Source organism: Microbulbifer sp. ARAS458-1 (genome assembly GCF_045348205.1).
Taxonomy (GTDB): Bacteria; Pseudomonadota; Gammaproteobacteria; order Pseudomonadales; family Cellvibrionaceae; genus Microbulbifer.
On record NZ_CP155838.1, the window covers coordinates 125,802 to 141,829 of the forward strand.

Here is a 16,028-nt window from a genome sequence, read left to right on the forward strand (position 1 = left end):
TGTTTTTCGCACCCTGTTTTTCGCACAGAGGGATTCCGTAATGGCTTTACACCGGAAGAGCAAACGCAGACATCAAACCGGTTATATCGGTGAAGATATTTTCAGTGCAAATGCGGTACATCACAGTGTACCCCGATACAAAATGCCCAAGCACAGCATGCCTGCGCGAACCGGCTACCAGCTGGTGCGGGATGAACTGTATCTGGACGGCAACTCACGACAGAACCTGGCAACCTTCTGTACCACCTGGGCGGAGGATGAAGTACAGCGTCTGATGGCAGATTGTTTCGATAAAAACATGATCGACAAGGATGAGTACCCGCAGACTGCGGAGATCGAATCCCGCTGTGTACATATGCTCGCGGATTTATGGAATGCGCAGGACAAAGATGATTCCACTGGCTGCTCGACAACGGGCTCATCCGAAGCCGCAATGCTGGGTGGTCTCGCATTAAAGTGGCAGTGGCGCAAGCGACGGAAGCAGGAAGGGAAAAACACCCATAAGCCGAACCTGATCTGCGGCCCGGTACAGGTTTGCTGGCATAAATTCGCTCGCTATTTCGATGTGGAAATTCGCGAGGTTCCGCTGGACGGAAATGAGGTGTGCCTTAACCCAGAAAAAATCCGAGATTATGTGGATGAGAACACGATCGGCGTAGTCGCCACGCTGGGTGTCACGTTTACGTGTGTCTACGAGCCGGTGGAAGAAATCGCCCGCGTCCTTGATGCCATTGAAAAAGAAACCGGGCTGGATATTCCCATTCATGTAGACGCGGCCAGCGGCGGCTTTATCGCACCATTCGTACAGCCGGACCTGAAATGGGATTTCCGCATACAGCGGGTCAAATCCATTAATACCTCTGGGCACAAATTCGGTCTGGCACCATTGGGGGTCGGCTGGGTCATCTGGCGCGACGCTGCGGAACTCCCGGAAGAGCTGATTTTCCATGTGGACTATCTCGGCGGAGATATGCCCACATTTGCTCTGAACTTCAGCCGTCCCGGCGGCGAGATTGTTGCACAGTACTACAATTTCGTACGCCTGGGCATAGAAGGTTACAAGGAGATTCAGCAGGCCTGTATGGACACCGCGGTATGGCTCGGTGAACAGGTGGCCGATATGGGCCCATTCGATCTTTTCTACGACGGAAGAGGTGGTTTACCGGCCATCGGCTATTCCCTCAAGCCGGGTAAATGGGGGTTTGACCTCTACGATCTTTCCGATCGCCTGCGCATGCGCGGCTGGCAAATCGCTTCCTACCCTCTGCCGTCCAACCGCAAAGATACGGTAATCCAGCGCATTATGATCCGCCACGGGGTCAGCCGGGATATGGCCGCGCTGCTGGCGCAGGATATTCGCCGGGCCATCGAATATTTCTCTACTCATCCGGCGACGCCGTCGGAACCGCGTCCGACCAGCAGTCACTCCGGACGAAAAAACCCCGACTGAGTGGACAGACTTTGCAGGCGCTCGCGCCTGCGTGTAAGTAGAAACAGTATGCCGCCGTACAATACGCACTGCGCGGTCAGGGTAATCAGTGGAACAACCACTGACTCAACCCCGACACTCAACTGGTTGAGTCGCACAAACCCCTGTACTCCTGCGGAGCTGGGAATTAGGTAGGACAGCGCCCGCAATGGTGCCGGGACGCTTTCCAGCGGCCAGGAAAAGCCCGAAAGGAAAACGATGGGCAATGAGGTAAACAGCAAAAACGGAATGACATCCTCTGCACTCTGGAACAGTTCAGCCAACAGCAGTCCGAGCAGTGAAACGGACAGCAGAAACAGCGCGAGAAATGGAAGCAGCTCCACCGCCTGCCCCACCGCGGGCAAATGGTAGACCGGAAAAATTATCCAGCGAATGACCAGGAACTGTAGAAGGTAGATTCCTACCCACGGGAGATTTCGCCCCAGGGTCCATGCCATGGCCGCGCCCCGAGTGGACGGCATTGGCGTTTTCAACTGGCGCCGCGCATCGCACAGTAAGCCCAGCCCAATCAGCATGGTCTGCTGTAATATCACCATGGCCACGGCCGGCACCACAAAGCTGGCGTAGCCACCGCCAGGGTTGAACAGTTCCACAACCTTTAACTGAAATGGCGCCTGGGTAACCGCCGCCAATGCCGGTTTTCCAGAAGTTGCCGCAAATGCGACCGCGCCCAGCTCTCCCCCGGCTTCAAGTACCGCGTCCGTAGCGGCATCGGCCAGCTGGCTATAGGCGAGCAGGTAGCCCGCATTGGCCAATAGCCCTACCACCGGTGATTCTCCCCGCACCAGATCCCGCTGTAGTCCCGCGGGAATTTCGACAATGCCCAGCACTTCCGATGCCTCCAGTGCGCGCTTGGCAGCCAGCGGGTCGGCGGACCGATCGACAATATGCAACAGCTCGGCGGCATCAATGTGTGCGAGTAACTGGCGCGACAGCGCGCTGTTATCCATATCCAGCGCATAGATCGGCATATCGCGATAAGCCTGGGGCGAATAGGGACCGGGATAAATTGCGCTGTAAAACAGTGCCGCGCCACCGAGAATCAGCAGGGTGGCCGGCGCCAACAGCAATGCGCGAATTTCGTAGCGGGCACCGGCAAACAGGGCTTTCATTCTGCCTCCCGGTTGCTTCTGCGGGAACGCCACAGAAAAACGCCGAGGGAAAAGACGGTAAAAACTGCTGCAAAGCCAAACAGGTGATGCACCTGAGGCAACGCATATTGAATATTTACCCGCTCGGTAACCAACTGGGTCTGCAGGTGCAGAAACCAGGTTACCGGCAGGGCCTCCCCGAATAGACGTGCCGCCACAGGCATGGCGCCCTGCGGAAACGTAACCCCGGAAAATGCCACCGCGGGCCCCGCCAGAACACTCACACAGGAGTAGGCTACATGGGAAGGGAACGCCATGGCCAGCGCGGACCCCAGCCCCAGGTAAGCCACCACCATTGTCGCCCACCCGATAACAAACCACAGGGGCTCCGACATGGGTGGCAAGTCCAACCAGGTAAAACACAACTGCAGCAACACAATGCCGATGAACAGCCACCACGCAAATGCGATTGCCAGTTTTCCCCAAAGTCGGTTCCAGTTGTTGGCGTAAAGCCACTTGGGATTGTCACTGGCGATACAGCGGGCACCGTGCAGAATCACAAAGCAATGCAGACTCGCCGCAATCAGGGCGATACCGAGATACGCGGCGTAATCGAGCCCGGGGTTGAACAGGGGGTGGGTCTGGGTGCGCAGAGCCTGAGCCTGGGATTCTGCCTCCAGCATCGGCACGCCCACTGCCATACGCTGGGTCACCGATTGCACGCCCATCTCGGTGAGCAGCACCGTCTGTACATCGCTGCTTATGGCATCCGCGGTGGCCAGGGACTGCTCGTTGAGCAGCAGTGCAACCGTGGGCTGCTGGCCGCGCACCATATCCCGGCTGAAACCACTGGGAAACGCGATAATCCCGTAACTATCGCCCCGCTCCAGCTGTGCCTTGGCGGTGTCCATTGAGGTTGTGGTGTGCACAACCCGGATCGCGGGGGCCGCGTCCAGGTCGGCCCGGATCTGGCGCGTTAGCGCAGAATTGTCTGGATCAACAACGGTTACCGGCAATCCGGTAATGGTGCGCTCACTGAAAATACTCATCAACAGGATGCACGCGATGATCGGAAGCCACAGTATTAACCAGTGTGTCGTTTTTTCGACGCGCCAGCTTTGCAGCTCGCGATGGATGGCCGCAGAAAATTCATTCATGGCTGCGACCGCAGTTCGCTCTCCGGAACCAGTACAGTCATACCCGAGCGCAGCCCGGCAATGCCTGACAGCGGCCACGCGCGCACTTCGAAAGTACGCAGATCAAAGCTTCCCAAAGCGCGAGTCGAGGTCCAGGTGGCAAAGTCACCCAGCACAGAAATCTGGTACACACGCAGTGCAATCGATTCCCCCCGCTCCCCCAAGGCGGGTATTGACGCAGTCAGTCGGTCGCCAACCTTGAGACCATTCAGCAGATCTTCACGCACGTTAAAGGCGATCCAGGGAGTGTCGGTTTTTGCCAGCGTGGCGATGGGAATTCCCGCAGCGACAATTTCTCCTTCGCGAAAGTTGATTGCAGTGATCTCACCGTCCGCCAGCGCCACAACCTGTTGCTCGGCAAGGGCGGTTTCCACCAGTTGCCGTCCGCCTTCGGCTTCCCGGGTCACCGCAGCCGCTGTTGTCTTGTCCTGTGGGCGCAACCCCGAGGCCACCAGCTGGTAATTGGCTTTCGATGCCTGATACACAGACCAGGTAGAGCTTTGCGCGGCAATCGCCTCATCGAGTCGCTGGCGCGGCACCACACCCTGATCAAACAGACGCTGCATCCGCCCTGCGGTAACCCTGGCCAGCTTCGCCTGCGCAAGGGTGGCCTCCATGGCAGCGTGAGCGGACTCCACCTCTTCCGGGCGTGCGCCCTCATTGGCTTTCGATTGCTGTGCGGACGCGCCCTTCACCATCGCGTCGGCCTGCACCAGACGCGCCTGTGCCTCCGGATCGTGAATCTCCGCCAGCAGTTCGCCCTTGCGAACCTTCTGGCCCTCCTCGATATTCAATCGGGCCAGCCTTCCCGGATATTTGGTGGCAATGTTGAGTTCGCGCATTTCCACACGCCCCTCGAAATAACTCTCCTGCCTGCAGCCCGCGGTAAAGATGGCGATACCCAGGACGATTGCCAAGGGAAAGTAGATACCTTTATTTAACATTGGGCACCGCTCCCGGTCGGGCAAGTACGTCCAGTACTGTCGTTTCATGACCGCTTGCCAGCATCAGGCTGGTCCAGGCTATTAGGCTGTCATAGTCCGCCGCAAGCCGTTGCAGGCGCGCTCCGGCCAAGGCATTTTCCGCATCGATCACATCAATGGAGCGCCCTTCACCTGCGGCAAAGGCGGCGCGCTGCATCCGCAAGCTTTCCGCTGCCAGCCGCTCCGTTTTACGGGTGACCTGCCCACGACTCTGGGCATCCAGAAATGCGGAATAGCGCGTTTCCACATTCAATTGCACGCGCTCTTCCGCTTCCTTCGCCAGTGCCCGTGTCGCCCGCCACTCTTCCTGAGCCAGTGATACTCCCGCCCTGCGCGCACCACCGTCGAAGATCTTGAAAGTCAGATTGGCAGTTACCGTCCAGTCCGGAATCAATTCCGGCAGCTGATAGCTGTGTAATTCGAACCCACCGATGATGGTCACATCCGGCCAGTATTCCGAGCGCGCTACACTAACCACCTGTTCCGCCTGTCGTGCTGTGGCATTCAACTGCCGGATCAAGGGGTTGGCGCGCTGCGCATCCGCGAGCAACTGCGGTAAGCCCTGTGGCGACGGCAGTTGACTGGGCGGCGCCGATGCCACACTGACCGCCCTATTCTCCAGTCCCAACAGGCTGCTTAACCCGGCACGGGTATTTTCCAGAGCGTGCCTGCGCTCCTGCTCCAGCACTTCGGCCTGGGCAAGGGCGACTTCCGCGCGCATCCGGTCTGCGGCGGCGATTTGCCCCTCATTTTCCAGTGCGCGGGCATGTTGCAGGTGTGTACGCAGGCTTCCCACTACCGCAGACTGCACCTGCAGCGCGCGTTCACTGACAGAAACACCAAAATAACGCGCGGTGAGATCCAACATCAGGGTATTTTCCGTGACATCCTGCCCCGCACTGGCCACCTCAATCCCGATGGCGCTGGCTTGACGCAGCGAGCTGGTACGCCCGCCGGTGAATACCGGCCAGGTCAGCGTTGCCATGGTGAAAGCAAAGTCGCGAGGTTGCAGAATCGGGTTGGGAATTTCCGGTATGGCAGGATCAATCGAGTCCAGTACCTGATTGAGAAAACCGAGATCCACTTCTACCGCGTCAGAGAAATTCCCGTAAGTGGATATAACCCCCAACTGGGGCAATGCCAATGCACGGGCGGCACTACTTTTTGCCTGCGCACCCGCGAGTTGTGCGCGACCGGCCTCCAGCAGTGGGTTCTGCTGCAGGTGCTGTACCGCGCTCGCGAATGTTAACGGCTCAGAATAAAAGGCTGGCTCAGCCCGCACACTGGTGCAACAGACCAACAGCGTCAGAAGCAACCACCTGTTCACTACTAGCATCCATTCACATCAATTTTCCCAAAAGGAATAGTGTTGATTTCACATAAATCTACTGACCGGCCGCTTCCACCCCGGACCGCTTCAACAGTGCAACCCGCTCAGGCAGCAGGAGAAGCCCACCGACAAGAAAACACAGGGCGCCGGTGAACGTTCCGGCATTATCCAACGACACACTCACCATGGTGCCATTTGTAAGCTGATACGAAGCGACAGCAGAAACACCAAATGCCACTGAACCTGACAGGTTCAGTGCAACAATCCACCAGGAAATCTGTCGTACTTTAATCGCAATCCATTTATGGCAAACTTCAATCCACGCCAATCCACTCGAGAGCAAAAAACAGACTGAGCCACACATATCCGGGCGCCACACTCTTACATCGGCTTCAGCCGGACCCATACCGGTCGTCATAGCCTGGCATGTACTCACGTTAAAAAATATGGTTCCGATCAGCTGAATCACTACGGCCCACCAATCAATGCGACGCAATTCCAGTCGTAACGGCTGCCAATTTCGCCGTGATACCTGGCCAATGAATCCACCCCCCGGAGACCACGCTGTGGCAGCAACCTCGAGATACTGAAGAAACGCAGCTGACGTGAAAAATATCGATCCGACAAAAAATGTGAGATTCCCGGTCGCCACGCCAACCCATTTCACATAGACAGATACGGAGCCAAGCATGAATGCGGTACTGCCCACTGCAAACAGCACACCTATCCACCAGCTGATCGCCGTTGGTGCCCACCACGTGCGCAGACTCTTCCCCTGCAAGCGGTTGTAACATTTTCGCTGTTCGCGCGAGCGCCAAATTACTCGAACACTTCCCGGCAGTAAAAACACTTTTCGGGTCAGAAAAGGACCGAAGCGACTTTCTGAAAGGGGAAGCCACTTTTTAGATCCATTGGCAGGCCGATCAGGTCTCGCGCTTGATTCTTTGTCGGCCATGAGACCCATTCATCCAGTTGAACACTGCTAACCATCCTCAATATAGTACTTTTTTCCTGCTCTTTTCCGCAGCTTTACAAATGCATCCATACTTTTTGCAAAACAAGAAAAAGAAACGCGGTGGAACAACCAAACATCAACACTCCATTTATTGCCACCAACGGACCCAGCATTCGCCAGGGCGGTGGCTGCACAACGTCGCCGTAGCCCAGAGCGGTGATGGATGTAGTGGTGTAATAGAGAGACTCCCCCAGGGTATCAATCAATTTTCTACGCCAGATGAAAATCGCCCAGGCCAGTGACTCGAGAACATGTGTAATAAACAGGATGATGAAACACATAGGAATCAGGATTCTGCCTGCATTCTGCGGGCCGTGCCGTCCAGCTAGCCAGCTGTGAATATCATTCAGCAGACGTGTCGCTTCCAGTAAAACCATCGCGTGGAACAAAAACACGGCTGCCGCCAACAACATGGCGAGAAAAAATGTTCGGCGCCAATGGTGCACTTCAATTCTTATATCCAACTGAAGCTCCCATTGGTGAAAGCGATATTCCCTAGCCACACCTGCATAGTCTGATCCTGCGTTAAAAGTCTCCACCCAGAGCGAGGTGCAACTGAATCCGATTCGCCAGACGCTGGTTTTCCAGCTTGATAACTTCGGCCTGTGCCACCAGTTGCTCAGTCTGCAGAATTTCCACCCATAGCAGATCCCGCTTCCCTGCCTGATATTGATCAATTGCAATTTCCACTGCGCGATCTCTGTCCGCTAATGAAGACCGCGCAAAGCCGAGTCGCTTCTCCAGTAGCCGTTCACTTTCCAGCGCATTTTCCACTTCGCGAAAGGCGCTCAGCAGACTGCTGCCGTAATTGGCCACCGCCTGTGCCTGCTGCGCCGTAGTGATGCGTACATAGGCGCACAGGGCACCGCCCTCATAGATTGGGATGATCGAACCCAATTGTGCAGAGGCGCGATCCTGGCTCAGGTGTAACTGCTCCAGCAGATGATCCCCCAGACGCTCTGCGGTCAATGAAAGGGAAAAGCTTGGGCGCAAAGCAAGGCGTGCGGCCTCCTGCCGGCGAAAGGCGGCGAGTACAGCGTATTCGGCGGCAAGAATATCCGGCCGACGGCTGACCAGCGCGATGGGCGTATCCGCGGCCACCACCGGTGGAACCGCGGGATAGTGGCTGGCGGCGGCAAGTTCCGCCGCCGGGTATCGCCCCAGCAAGACTTCCAGACTGCGCACTGCGCGCCCGAACGCAATACGCGCAGACTGGAGATTGGCCTGCGCCGACTCCACCCGCGCGCGGCTGTCCGCCACATCCAGTTGAGAGGTTTTTCCGCTCTGGTAGCGAAAGTCCGCCAGGTCGTAAAGGCGCGTGTAAATTCCCACGGCGCGTTCTGCCAGAGAAAGTAACTGTTGCGCCTCACTCACCAGATACCAGTTCAATGCCACGGTGGCGGCCAGGGACTGGCGTGCGTAGGCGTAGTCCAGTGCCGCCACTTCGTAGTCGATTGCTGCCGCCGCACGCTCCGCGCGCAGTCTGCCCCACACATCCAGCTCCCAGTTCAGGCCAAGCGCAATCAGTGTGTGGGTGAACGAGTGCTTTACGTCATCGCGACCACCAAAGTCATAGGTGCGCTTGCCGCCCAGCTGACCACCAATCTGGGGCAACAGCTGCGCACCAACCACGGCTATCGTCTCCCGGGCTATGGCAACCGCCTCTGCGGCCTCTAGCAGGTCTCGGTTGTTCGCTAGAGCCTCATTGACTAAAGCGACCAGCGTCGGGTCGTTAAACGATTGCAGCCAGCCACTGTGAACCGGCGCCGAATAGGCGGCGGCCACCCACTGCTCAGGAATGCCTGTCTGCGGTGGTAACGCCTCGTTGAGTATTTCCTCGGGTGCAGGAAGCGGCTTCAGTGCACAACCTGCGATGGTCACGACAACGGCCGCGAGAAAGATCCAGTTCCGACACATCATCCGGCGAAGGGATAGAGCCAGTTGGACCAGGAATAGGCGCGAATGCCAATCTTGCGCAGCACCACAAAACCACTGGAAGGATCGGTGTAGATAGCGGCGCGCCCCTGAGTACCAATAGGAAATTTGGACTGATCTTTATCGTCGATGCGGATGGCAACCGCAAACTGTCCCTGCGGCAGCTCCTCGGGCTTATAGACAAAATGCGGCAGGCGACCGCTCGGCAGCATCTGCCCGCTGCCACTGCCGCGCCAGATCGCCTCTACCTTGCCGGTAAATATCTGTCCCGGATAAAGATCGAGCGCCACCTCTACTTCCTGCCCCTCTTTTACGTGCTTGAGATTTTCCTGAAAATAATTGGCCAGCAAATAGCGGTCTGAGTCACAGATAAACGTGGCGATGGCTCCTACCCGCAGAGCCCCTGCTACCATACCCGGGCGCACCTGAAGATTGATCAGGTAACCATCTTCCGGCGCCACCATCAGGGTGTTGTCGAGATAAAACCTGGCCAGATCGAGTTTGGCCTGAATACTGGCGACGGTGGTGTTTACCCCGTTGATTTCCGAGTGGTATTCAAGTTCGGCCCGCGCCACTTCGGCCTGGGCTTCCCGCACCGAAGCCTCGTTGGCGGCGACCTTAGCCGTCCACTTTTGAACATCTTCCTCGGGCCCGGCTCCGCGACCGGCAAGCTTTTGCGACAGTTCCTGCTCGTAACGCGCGTACACCAATTCACTCTGAAGCCGGACCACCTGCTGTCGCGCTACCTGTACATCCGCGGCTAACACCTCGACATTCTGTGTTGCCTTCGCCAGTTCCGCCTGCAGCTCTTTTACCTTGAGTTCATAGGGGCGCCGGTCAAACTGAAAGAGGGGCTCCCCCTTCTTTACCGGAACATTGGGCTGCACCAATACGTCTGTCACCAGAGTGGGTTCATTGAGACGTGGGGTCAGCTGGATGGTGTGCTGTACCAGGCGGGCATTGGTGGAGTACGGGGTCACGAATCGCAGCCCGATCATGAATATAAGCAGCAGATGCAGCCCAACAGAGACCGAAACCAGGCCCCAGACGATGTTGAACTTCATCCATTTGAACTTGAAAAAAGTGAGCCAGACGGCAATCACATAAACAAACAGGAGAACAAATCCGAACAGCATGGCCTGGTTCCCTAACTGGTTGCATCGCTATCAGGCGCTTGTTTGTCCTGCCCGTTTTTTGGCGCGGGCTTATCGTCTTCGCCACGCAGGCGGGCTATTTTCTCTTCGATTTCGCGTGCTTCATCTTCGGGGAAGTTACGGATATCAATGGTGTCTGTGGGTTTGAATGCCCAGATAAACGCGTTGATCCAGGGCACCACCGCGAGAAATCCCGCGTACCCCATAATCTTTACCGCTTCCGCATCGGGATGTTTGCGCGAGATGGCAATCTTCCCCGGAAGCCCGGCAATCCAGATCAGGATTGCCATGATCGCAATACCCGCACACACGATCACGAGGAAGGTCAGATAATCCCAATGTGTCAGTTTGAACCCCATCTGAACGCATCCTTGAGCAGAGCCGATTACTGTTGATTATTTCTCCATGGCAAGAAAGTCATATAGTTGAAGCCCGTCGACATCGCCAATCAGGGCTGTTGATTTAGCCGCAGTATTGTCGCAGTCTACCGGCACATCCCACCTACTCACCCAGTGAAATCAGCGAAACTCCCCCATGATCGATTTTGAAAATAAAAGCCTGTTCAAGCTCAAGCAAAACGCGGGTTTTGCAGAAAAAGTAGCGCCACTTTTGATTGATGGTGAGGAGGTGCTCGATTCGTTCAAATCCATGCGGGACGGCGTGGTATTTACCAGCAAACGAATTATTGCGGTCAACGTACAGGGTATTACCGGCAGTAAGAAAGATTTCACCTCGCTACCGTATAAAAATATCGTGGCCTATTCGGTGGAGACCTCCGGCACCTTCGATATAGACAGCGAGCTGGAACTCCACTTTTCGTCCCTGGGTAAGGTTCGCTTTGAGTTTAGTGGCAAATCGCGACTAATCGATATCGCGCACTACATAGCCCGCTACGCGCTTTAGACGTGAAGCGCCGTCAGCGCAAGTCCGGCGGACTCCCTGCCGGCACCTCCCGCGCGCTAGCGATTGGAGGAATATTTTTTGGCCTGATTACCGTGTTCACACTGATTGGTCAGCTGCCACCCGTGATTCCATTGTTCTATGCCGGAATGAGTCTGCTGACCTACCTGGTCTATTACCTGGATAAATCGGCCGCCCGCAGTGGCCGCCGGCGCACCAAGGAGAACAGCCTGCACCTGCTTTCGCTACTTGGCGGTTGGCCCGGGGCGCTGGTGGCACAACAGCACCTGCGGCACAAAACCCGGAAGCAGCCATTCCGACTGATCTTTTGGCTCACGGTTACCGCAAATCTCATGGCGTTGGCCTGGCTGCACAGTGGGGGTAATACCGGTTTCCTCGCAGGGTTCCCTCTGTTTGTGTACACATCTGTATAAAAACCTAAGCCCGGGGCCACCGTGCGTCGCATCCGCACAGAAAGGTCTGGGGAAGGTGAGGCCACTGCACGACTTACTGCACCCAACTGCTCAATAATCAGACAATATTCTCGACACCCCACCCCAAGCCCCGTATAGTGCGCGGCCCGCCATCTTTCTCGATTATGGCGACGCCGGCCATCCGCAAACCGCCGACCTTCGACTGCAATCCATTTACCTGCAAACGATTCACCACAATAAGCCCCGGGAAGACGCTCTTGATCACCACCGCCAACATCACCATGCAGTTTGGTGCCGAGCCGCTGTTTGAAAATATCTCCGCAAAATTTGGTAACGGCAACCGCTATGGACTGATCGGGGCCAATGGCTGTGGAAAGTCCACCTTTATGAAGATCCTGAGTGGGGAGCTGGCTCCCACCTCCGGCAATGTCTCCATGGCACCCGGTTGCACTCTGGGCATTCTGAGCCAGGACCAGTTCGCGTTTGAGGAATACTCTGTCATCGATGCTGTGATCATGGGAGATACGCGCCTGTGGGCGATCAAGCAGGAACGCGACCGCATCTATTCGCTGCCGGAAATGAGCGAGGAAGACGGTATGCGGGTGGCGGACCTGGAAGTGCAGTTTGCCGAGCTGGACGGCTATACCGCCGAGAGCCGCGCAGGGGAAATCCTGCTGGAGGCCGGGATCGAGGAATCACTCCACTTTGGCCTGATGAAGCAGGTTGCACCGGGCTGGAAACTGCGTGTGCTACTGGCCCAGGCACTGTTTGCGGATCCGGACATCCTGCTGCTGGACGAGCCCACCAACAACCTAGATATCCACACCATCCACTGGCTGGCGGAAGTGCTGAATCAACGCAAATCCACCATGATCATCATTTCGCACGACCGGCACTTCCTGAACCAGGTGTGCACCCATATGGCGGATATCGATTACGGCGAGCTGCGGGTATTCCCGGGTAACTATGATGATTTTGTGGCGGCGTCCACCCTGATCCAGGAACAGCTGCACGCGGAGAATGCAAAGAAGTCCGCGGAACTGGAAGAATTGCAATCCTTTGTAAACCGCTTCTCCGCCAACGCCTCCAAGGCCAAGCAGGCCAGCTCGCGGGCGAAGAAAATGGAGAAGATCAAGCTGGACGAGGTAAAGCCTTCCAGCCGGGTCAAACCCTACATCACCTTCCAGCAATGCAAGAAGCTGCACCGGCAGGCACTGACCCTGGAAGGCCTGGCCCACGGCTTCGACGGCGAACCGCTGTTTGCCGGTGGCGAAATGATCCTGGAAGCGGGCGCACGCCTGGCGGTCATTGGCGAGAACGGCGTGGGTAAAACGACCTTCCTGCGCTGCCTGGTCGACCAGATTCAGGCCAACAACGGCGTGGTGAAATGGTCCGAGAACGCCGCCATCGGCTATTGCCCCCAGGACGCCAGCGCCGACTTCGACAACGACCTCACCATCTTCGAGTGGATGTCCCAGTGGCGCACCCCCAAACACGATGACCTGACCGTACGCGGTATGCTCGGCCGCCTGCTGTTTACCGCCGATGACGCCAACAAGAAAGCGCGGGTCTGCTCCGGTGGCGAGAAAAACCGCCTGCTGTTCGGCAAGCTGATGATGATGGATACCAACGTGCTCATCATGGACGAGCCCACCAACCACCTGGATATGGAGTCTATCGAGGCCCTGAACAAGGCGCTCTCCCAGTACGAGGGCACCCTGATCTTCGTCAGTCACGACCGCCAGTTTGTGTCATCCCTCGCCACCCGGGTCCTGGAGATCAAGGATCAGCGTCTGCTGGACTTCCAGGGTACCTATGAGGAATATCTGACCGATCGGGCACGGGAAGGGGCACGGGCGGCCTGAGAGGCACCCCGGGGAAGAGGGAATACCCACTTAAACCGGAATTTTGCGACGATTGACGCCAAGATTCCGAACAATTTATAGACAGATGCGCTTTGTACCTCTAAAGTATCAACTGCTAGAAAGAAAGACTTTTATGAACACCGTTTTAATGCTGAACTTGACGTATTTATTCGTCCTGTCGTTTTAAGAGCCTTTACTCCAAGCAACACCCGCCTTTTTAAGGCTCTTTTTATGAATTCAATTACATCAGGATATTGATATGTCAAATACAGTCACTGGAACCGTTAAGTGGTTCGACGAAGCAAAAGGCTTTGGTTTTATTGAGCAGCAGTCCGGTCCGGACGTCTTCGCCCACTTCAGCGCCATCGCCAGCACCGGCTTCCGCACCCTGACCGAAGGCCAAGCCGTAGAGTTCAACGTAACTCAGGGCAAAAAAGGTCCTCAGGCTGAGAACATCGTAGTGGTTTAACATCGTAACGATGTAAATCTCAATGATTGCGAAAACGGGCCCAATAGGGCCCGTTTTTGTTTCAACCGCTCTCGGTTTTTTCATGATCATTGCTAATTTACAATTGACCGCGTTATATCGATAAAAACTTACCCCCAGCTAAAGCAACCAGGGATGAGAATAATTGTTTTAATACTCCAACAGCGTTATTTGTCACTCTTGAAAATAGCGATACTTGGCACCCTTGTACCGCTTGCAGGCTGTACTCTTCCCGCCCCACTGGCCTGTCAACCCGGGGAGCAGGCGCAGATTCATGATTTAATCTATTTCGGTACAGATAAACCCGATGGCCGGGTCACCGATGCACAGTGGGCGGAATTTCTGGCAGGTGTTGTGACACCGCATTTTCCCGCGGGTCTGACGGTGCTCTCTGGGCAGGGGCAGTGGCGTGATGACACTGGCGAAATCATTCGCGAAGACAGCCACGTACTGTCGCTGGTGCACCGCCAGGAGCCCAGTGTGGGGCCTGCTATTGAAGAGATCACCACCACGTACAAGCGGCGCTTTCAGCAGGAGTCCGTTCTGAGAGTGCGCAGTGCTGTGTGTGTATCATTCCGCTAGCGCTACCGGGGTGGTCAGATGAACTTTCCCAGCCAGTGGTACCAGCTCAAGTTGACCTTCCGCGATCACACGGTCACCTTTTCCGCGGGGCGAAGCAATCTGCGCGCACGTATTCACGAGGCATTTATCCGGCTTTCCGCCTTTTCCAGCGGCACCCGGGCGACCATTCATGTCTCTCACCCGCGGCATGGCTGGCTCAAGGTCTGCGATGAAGCGCAGCGCTACCCGATCATCCAGAACCCACTCAGTCTCAATCCCACACGTATCTGGCAGGCGATTGGGCACACCCTGGCCGAGGCAGACAGCTGGCCCTCGGATGAGGAGAAGGCCCGCATCAAACTGGAACGCCAGATGCGCAGGCGCGCTGAAATAGCATCTGCGCGCCGCAATCGCTTCCGGGTGATCGACGGCGGCGATCAATAGAAACCGACCTTCACACCCAGTCACCCTTCCTGTGGCTCCGCTCACCGCACCGCTGATCCCCGCCCAATACTCGCGGTACCGATACAGGGCACAAGCCCATTCCACTCACCGCCAAAAACAGCACTTTTATCGACACAGCGCATCCAGCACAGAACTTGTGTGCGTCAATAATCCAAATTTCAGGAGTATTGACCAATGCAATGGATGGCGATTTTTACCTGCGTGCTGCTGGCCAGCTGTGCCAGCGGCCCCCAGTCAGCGGATAGTGCGAGGGCGAACGCGCCTTACTCGGTGCCGGCCAGCGATGGTTCGGGCAGCAGTGCGCTGGCCCTGGCGCAGCTCGATCAGCTGTGGCCCTCAGACACGCCCCTCGCCCCAGCCTCAGACCTCGCGCCGGGGCTGCTGGCACTGTCGCCGGAGATGAAACACTTTGTAGACGGCATCGGCCCAGGCCTGTCACCGAAGCAGCGGTTCCGGCGGATTCTGCGCACCCTGAAACAGGATCGCTTTTATCTGGAGTACGACCTGGATACCACCGCAACCGCGGCAGAGGCGTTTACCAGCCGGCGCGGCAACTGCATTTCGTTCGCTGCATTGATCGTGGTTCTGGCGCGGGAAGTGGGTGTGCCGGCACATTTCAATCGGGTGGAGGCGCCCCGGGCGCGGCGGGCGACCCGCGGTGCGGACGGGCGCGTGCTGGTGCAGAACATTCTGCACATTAATGCGGAGGTTTCATTTGGCTGGAGTACGCAAATTATCGAGCTGAACTTCGAACCGCGCAGCCTGCACCGGCATGTGGCGATTGCGGACGCCGAAGTACAGTCACTCTATCTGAACAACCTGGCTATGGATAAGGCCCGCGCGGGGCGAACTTCTGAAGCGCTGCCACTGTTGCGTGAAGCGCTCACGCTGACACCGGACTCCAGCATCCTCTGGAATACCCTGGGCTATCTGTATCGTCAGCAGGGAAAACTGGAACTGGCGGAGCTGAGCTATACCCAGGCGCTGTCGCTGGACGAAAGAAATACTGCGGCAAAGAATAATCTCAAGCGCGTCTACGCACTGCAGAGCCAGCAGGCACTATCGCTGTCGGATACTGCCAACGATGCCGACCAGGAGAGCTGATTGCGGTTAATGTACTTGC

General features: G+C 56.7%; 17 protein-coding genes. 8 read left to right on the forward strand and 9 right to left on the reverse strand.

Features of this window, described 5'->3' with window-relative positions:
• Window positions 1–40: 40 nt before the first annotated feature.
• Window positions 41–1,450, forward strand: a complete 1,410-nt coding sequence (locus tag AAFH99_RS00565) for a glutamate decarboxylase (RefSeq protein ID WP_406828368.1) — start codon at window positions 41–43, stop codon at window positions 1,448–1,450.
• On the opposite strand, the gene AAFH99_RS00570 is transcribed toward AAFH99_RS00565, so the two are convergent.
• The 9 genes from AAFH99_RS00570 to AAFH99_RS00610 all read right to left on the reverse strand — a co-directional run bounded on the left by AAFH99_RS00570 (window position 1,423) and on the right by AAFH99_RS00610 (window position 10,552).
• The gene (locus AAFH99_RS00570) at window positions 1,423–2,601 is read right to left on the reverse strand and encodes an ABC transporter permease (protein ID WP_406828369.1); all 1,179 of its coding nucleotides are present in this window, start codon (window positions 2,599–2,601) and stop codon (window positions 1,423–1,425) included. The two genes, AAFH99_RS00565 and AAFH99_RS00570, sit on opposite strands and share 28 nt — an antisense overlap.
• Window positions 2,598–3,737: an ABC transporter permease gene (locus tag AAFH99_RS00575; protein ID WP_406828370.1), complete on the reverse strand. Its 1,140-nt coding sequence runs from the start codon at window positions 3,735–3,737 to the stop codon at window positions 2,598–2,600. The genes AAFH99_RS00570 and AAFH99_RS00575 overlap by 4 nt, the downstream gene beginning before the upstream one ends.
• Window positions 3,734–4,720, reverse strand: coding sequence for an HlyD family secretion protein (locus AAFH99_RS00580; protein WP_406828371.1), 987 nt, complete (start codon window positions 4,718–4,720; stop codon window positions 3,734–3,736). Before AAFH99_RS00580 ends, AAFH99_RS00575 begins: the two co-directional genes overlap by 4 nt.
• Window positions 4,710–6,086 (reverse strand): TolC family protein, encoded by a 1,377-nt coding sequence (locus AAFH99_RS00585; RefSeq protein WP_197023828.1) that lies wholly within the window; start codon window positions 6,084–6,086, stop codon window positions 4,710–4,712. The genes AAFH99_RS00580 and AAFH99_RS00585 overlap by 11 nt, the downstream gene beginning before the upstream one ends.
• 58 nt (window positions 6,087–6,144) lie before the next feature.
• A complete protein-coding gene (locus AAFH99_RS00590) occupies window positions 6,145–7,044 on the reverse strand; it encodes a hypothetical protein (protein ID WP_406828372.1) in 900 nt (299 codons plus the stop codon).
• A gap of 74 nt (window positions 7,045–7,118) precedes the next feature.
• Window positions 7,119–7,568: an ion channel gene (locus tag AAFH99_RS00595; protein ID WP_231491868.1), complete on the reverse strand. Its 450-nt coding sequence runs from the start codon at window positions 7,566–7,568 to the stop codon at window positions 7,119–7,121.
• Between the two features lie 61 nt (window positions 7,569–7,629).
• Entirely contained in the window at window positions 7,630–8,985 is a 1,356-nt protein-coding gene (locus AAFH99_RS00600; protein ID WP_406828373.1) for an efflux transporter outer membrane subunit, read from the reverse strand.
• A gap of 35 nt (window positions 8,986–9,020) precedes the next feature.
• Window positions 9,021–10,175: an HlyD family secretion protein gene (locus tag AAFH99_RS00605; protein WP_406828374.1), complete on the reverse strand. Its 1,155-nt coding sequence runs from the start codon at window positions 10,173–10,175 to the stop codon at window positions 9,021–9,023.
• Between the two features lie 11 nt (window positions 10,176–10,186).
• Window positions 10,187–10,552: a DUF3302 domain-containing protein gene (locus tag AAFH99_RS00610; protein WP_043319534.1), complete on the reverse strand. Its 366-nt coding sequence runs from the start codon at window positions 10,550–10,552 to the stop codon at window positions 10,187–10,189.
• 175 nt (window positions 10,553–10,727) lie between these two features.
• Between AAFH99_RS00610 and AAFH99_RS00615 the strand changes: the two genes are divergently transcribed.
• From AAFH99_RS00615 to AAFH99_RS00645, 7 genes are all read left to right on the forward strand, one after another.
• A complete protein-coding gene (locus tag AAFH99_RS00615; protein ID WP_043319535.1) occupies window positions 10,728–11,096 on the forward strand; it encodes a PH domain-containing protein in 369 nt (122 codons plus the stop codon).
• Window positions 11,097–11,098: 2 nt separating this feature from the next.
• On the forward strand, window positions 11,099–11,527 hold the full coding sequence (locus tag AAFH99_RS00620) for a DUF1294 domain-containing protein (protein ID WP_051687208.1): 429 nt from the start codon (window positions 11,099–11,101) through the stop codon (window positions 11,525–11,527).
• Window positions 11,528–11,784: 257 nt separating this feature from the next.
• The gene (locus tag AAFH99_RS00625; RefSeq protein WP_406828375.1) at window positions 11,785–13,392 is read left to right on the forward strand and encodes an ABC-F family ATPase; all 1,608 of its coding nucleotides are present in this window, start codon (window positions 11,785–11,787) and stop codon (window positions 13,390–13,392) included.
• A 259-nt stretch (window positions 13,393–13,651) separates the two neighbouring features.
• On the forward strand, window positions 13,652–13,861 hold the full coding sequence (locus tag AAFH99_RS00630; protein WP_043319538.1) for a cold-shock protein: 210 nt from the start codon (window positions 13,652–13,654) through the stop codon (window positions 13,859–13,861).
• 153 nt (window positions 13,862–14,014) lie between these two features.
• Window positions 14,015–14,461, forward strand: coding sequence for a DUF3574 domain-containing protein (locus AAFH99_RS00635; RefSeq protein ID WP_406828376.1), 447 nt, complete (start codon window positions 14,015–14,017; stop codon window positions 14,459–14,461).
• An 18-nt stretch (window positions 14,462–14,479) separates the two neighbouring features.
• Window positions 14,480–14,884: a hypothetical protein gene (locus AAFH99_RS00640; RefSeq protein ID WP_406828377.1), complete on the forward strand. Its 405-nt coding sequence runs from the start codon at window positions 14,480–14,482 to the stop codon at window positions 14,882–14,884.
• Between the two features lie 195 nt (window positions 14,885–15,079).
• Entirely contained in the window at window positions 15,080–16,009 is a 930-nt protein-coding gene (locus AAFH99_RS00645; protein ID WP_406828378.1) for a tetratricopeptide repeat protein, read from the forward strand.
• Window positions 16,010–16,028 lie beyond the last annotated feature (19 nt).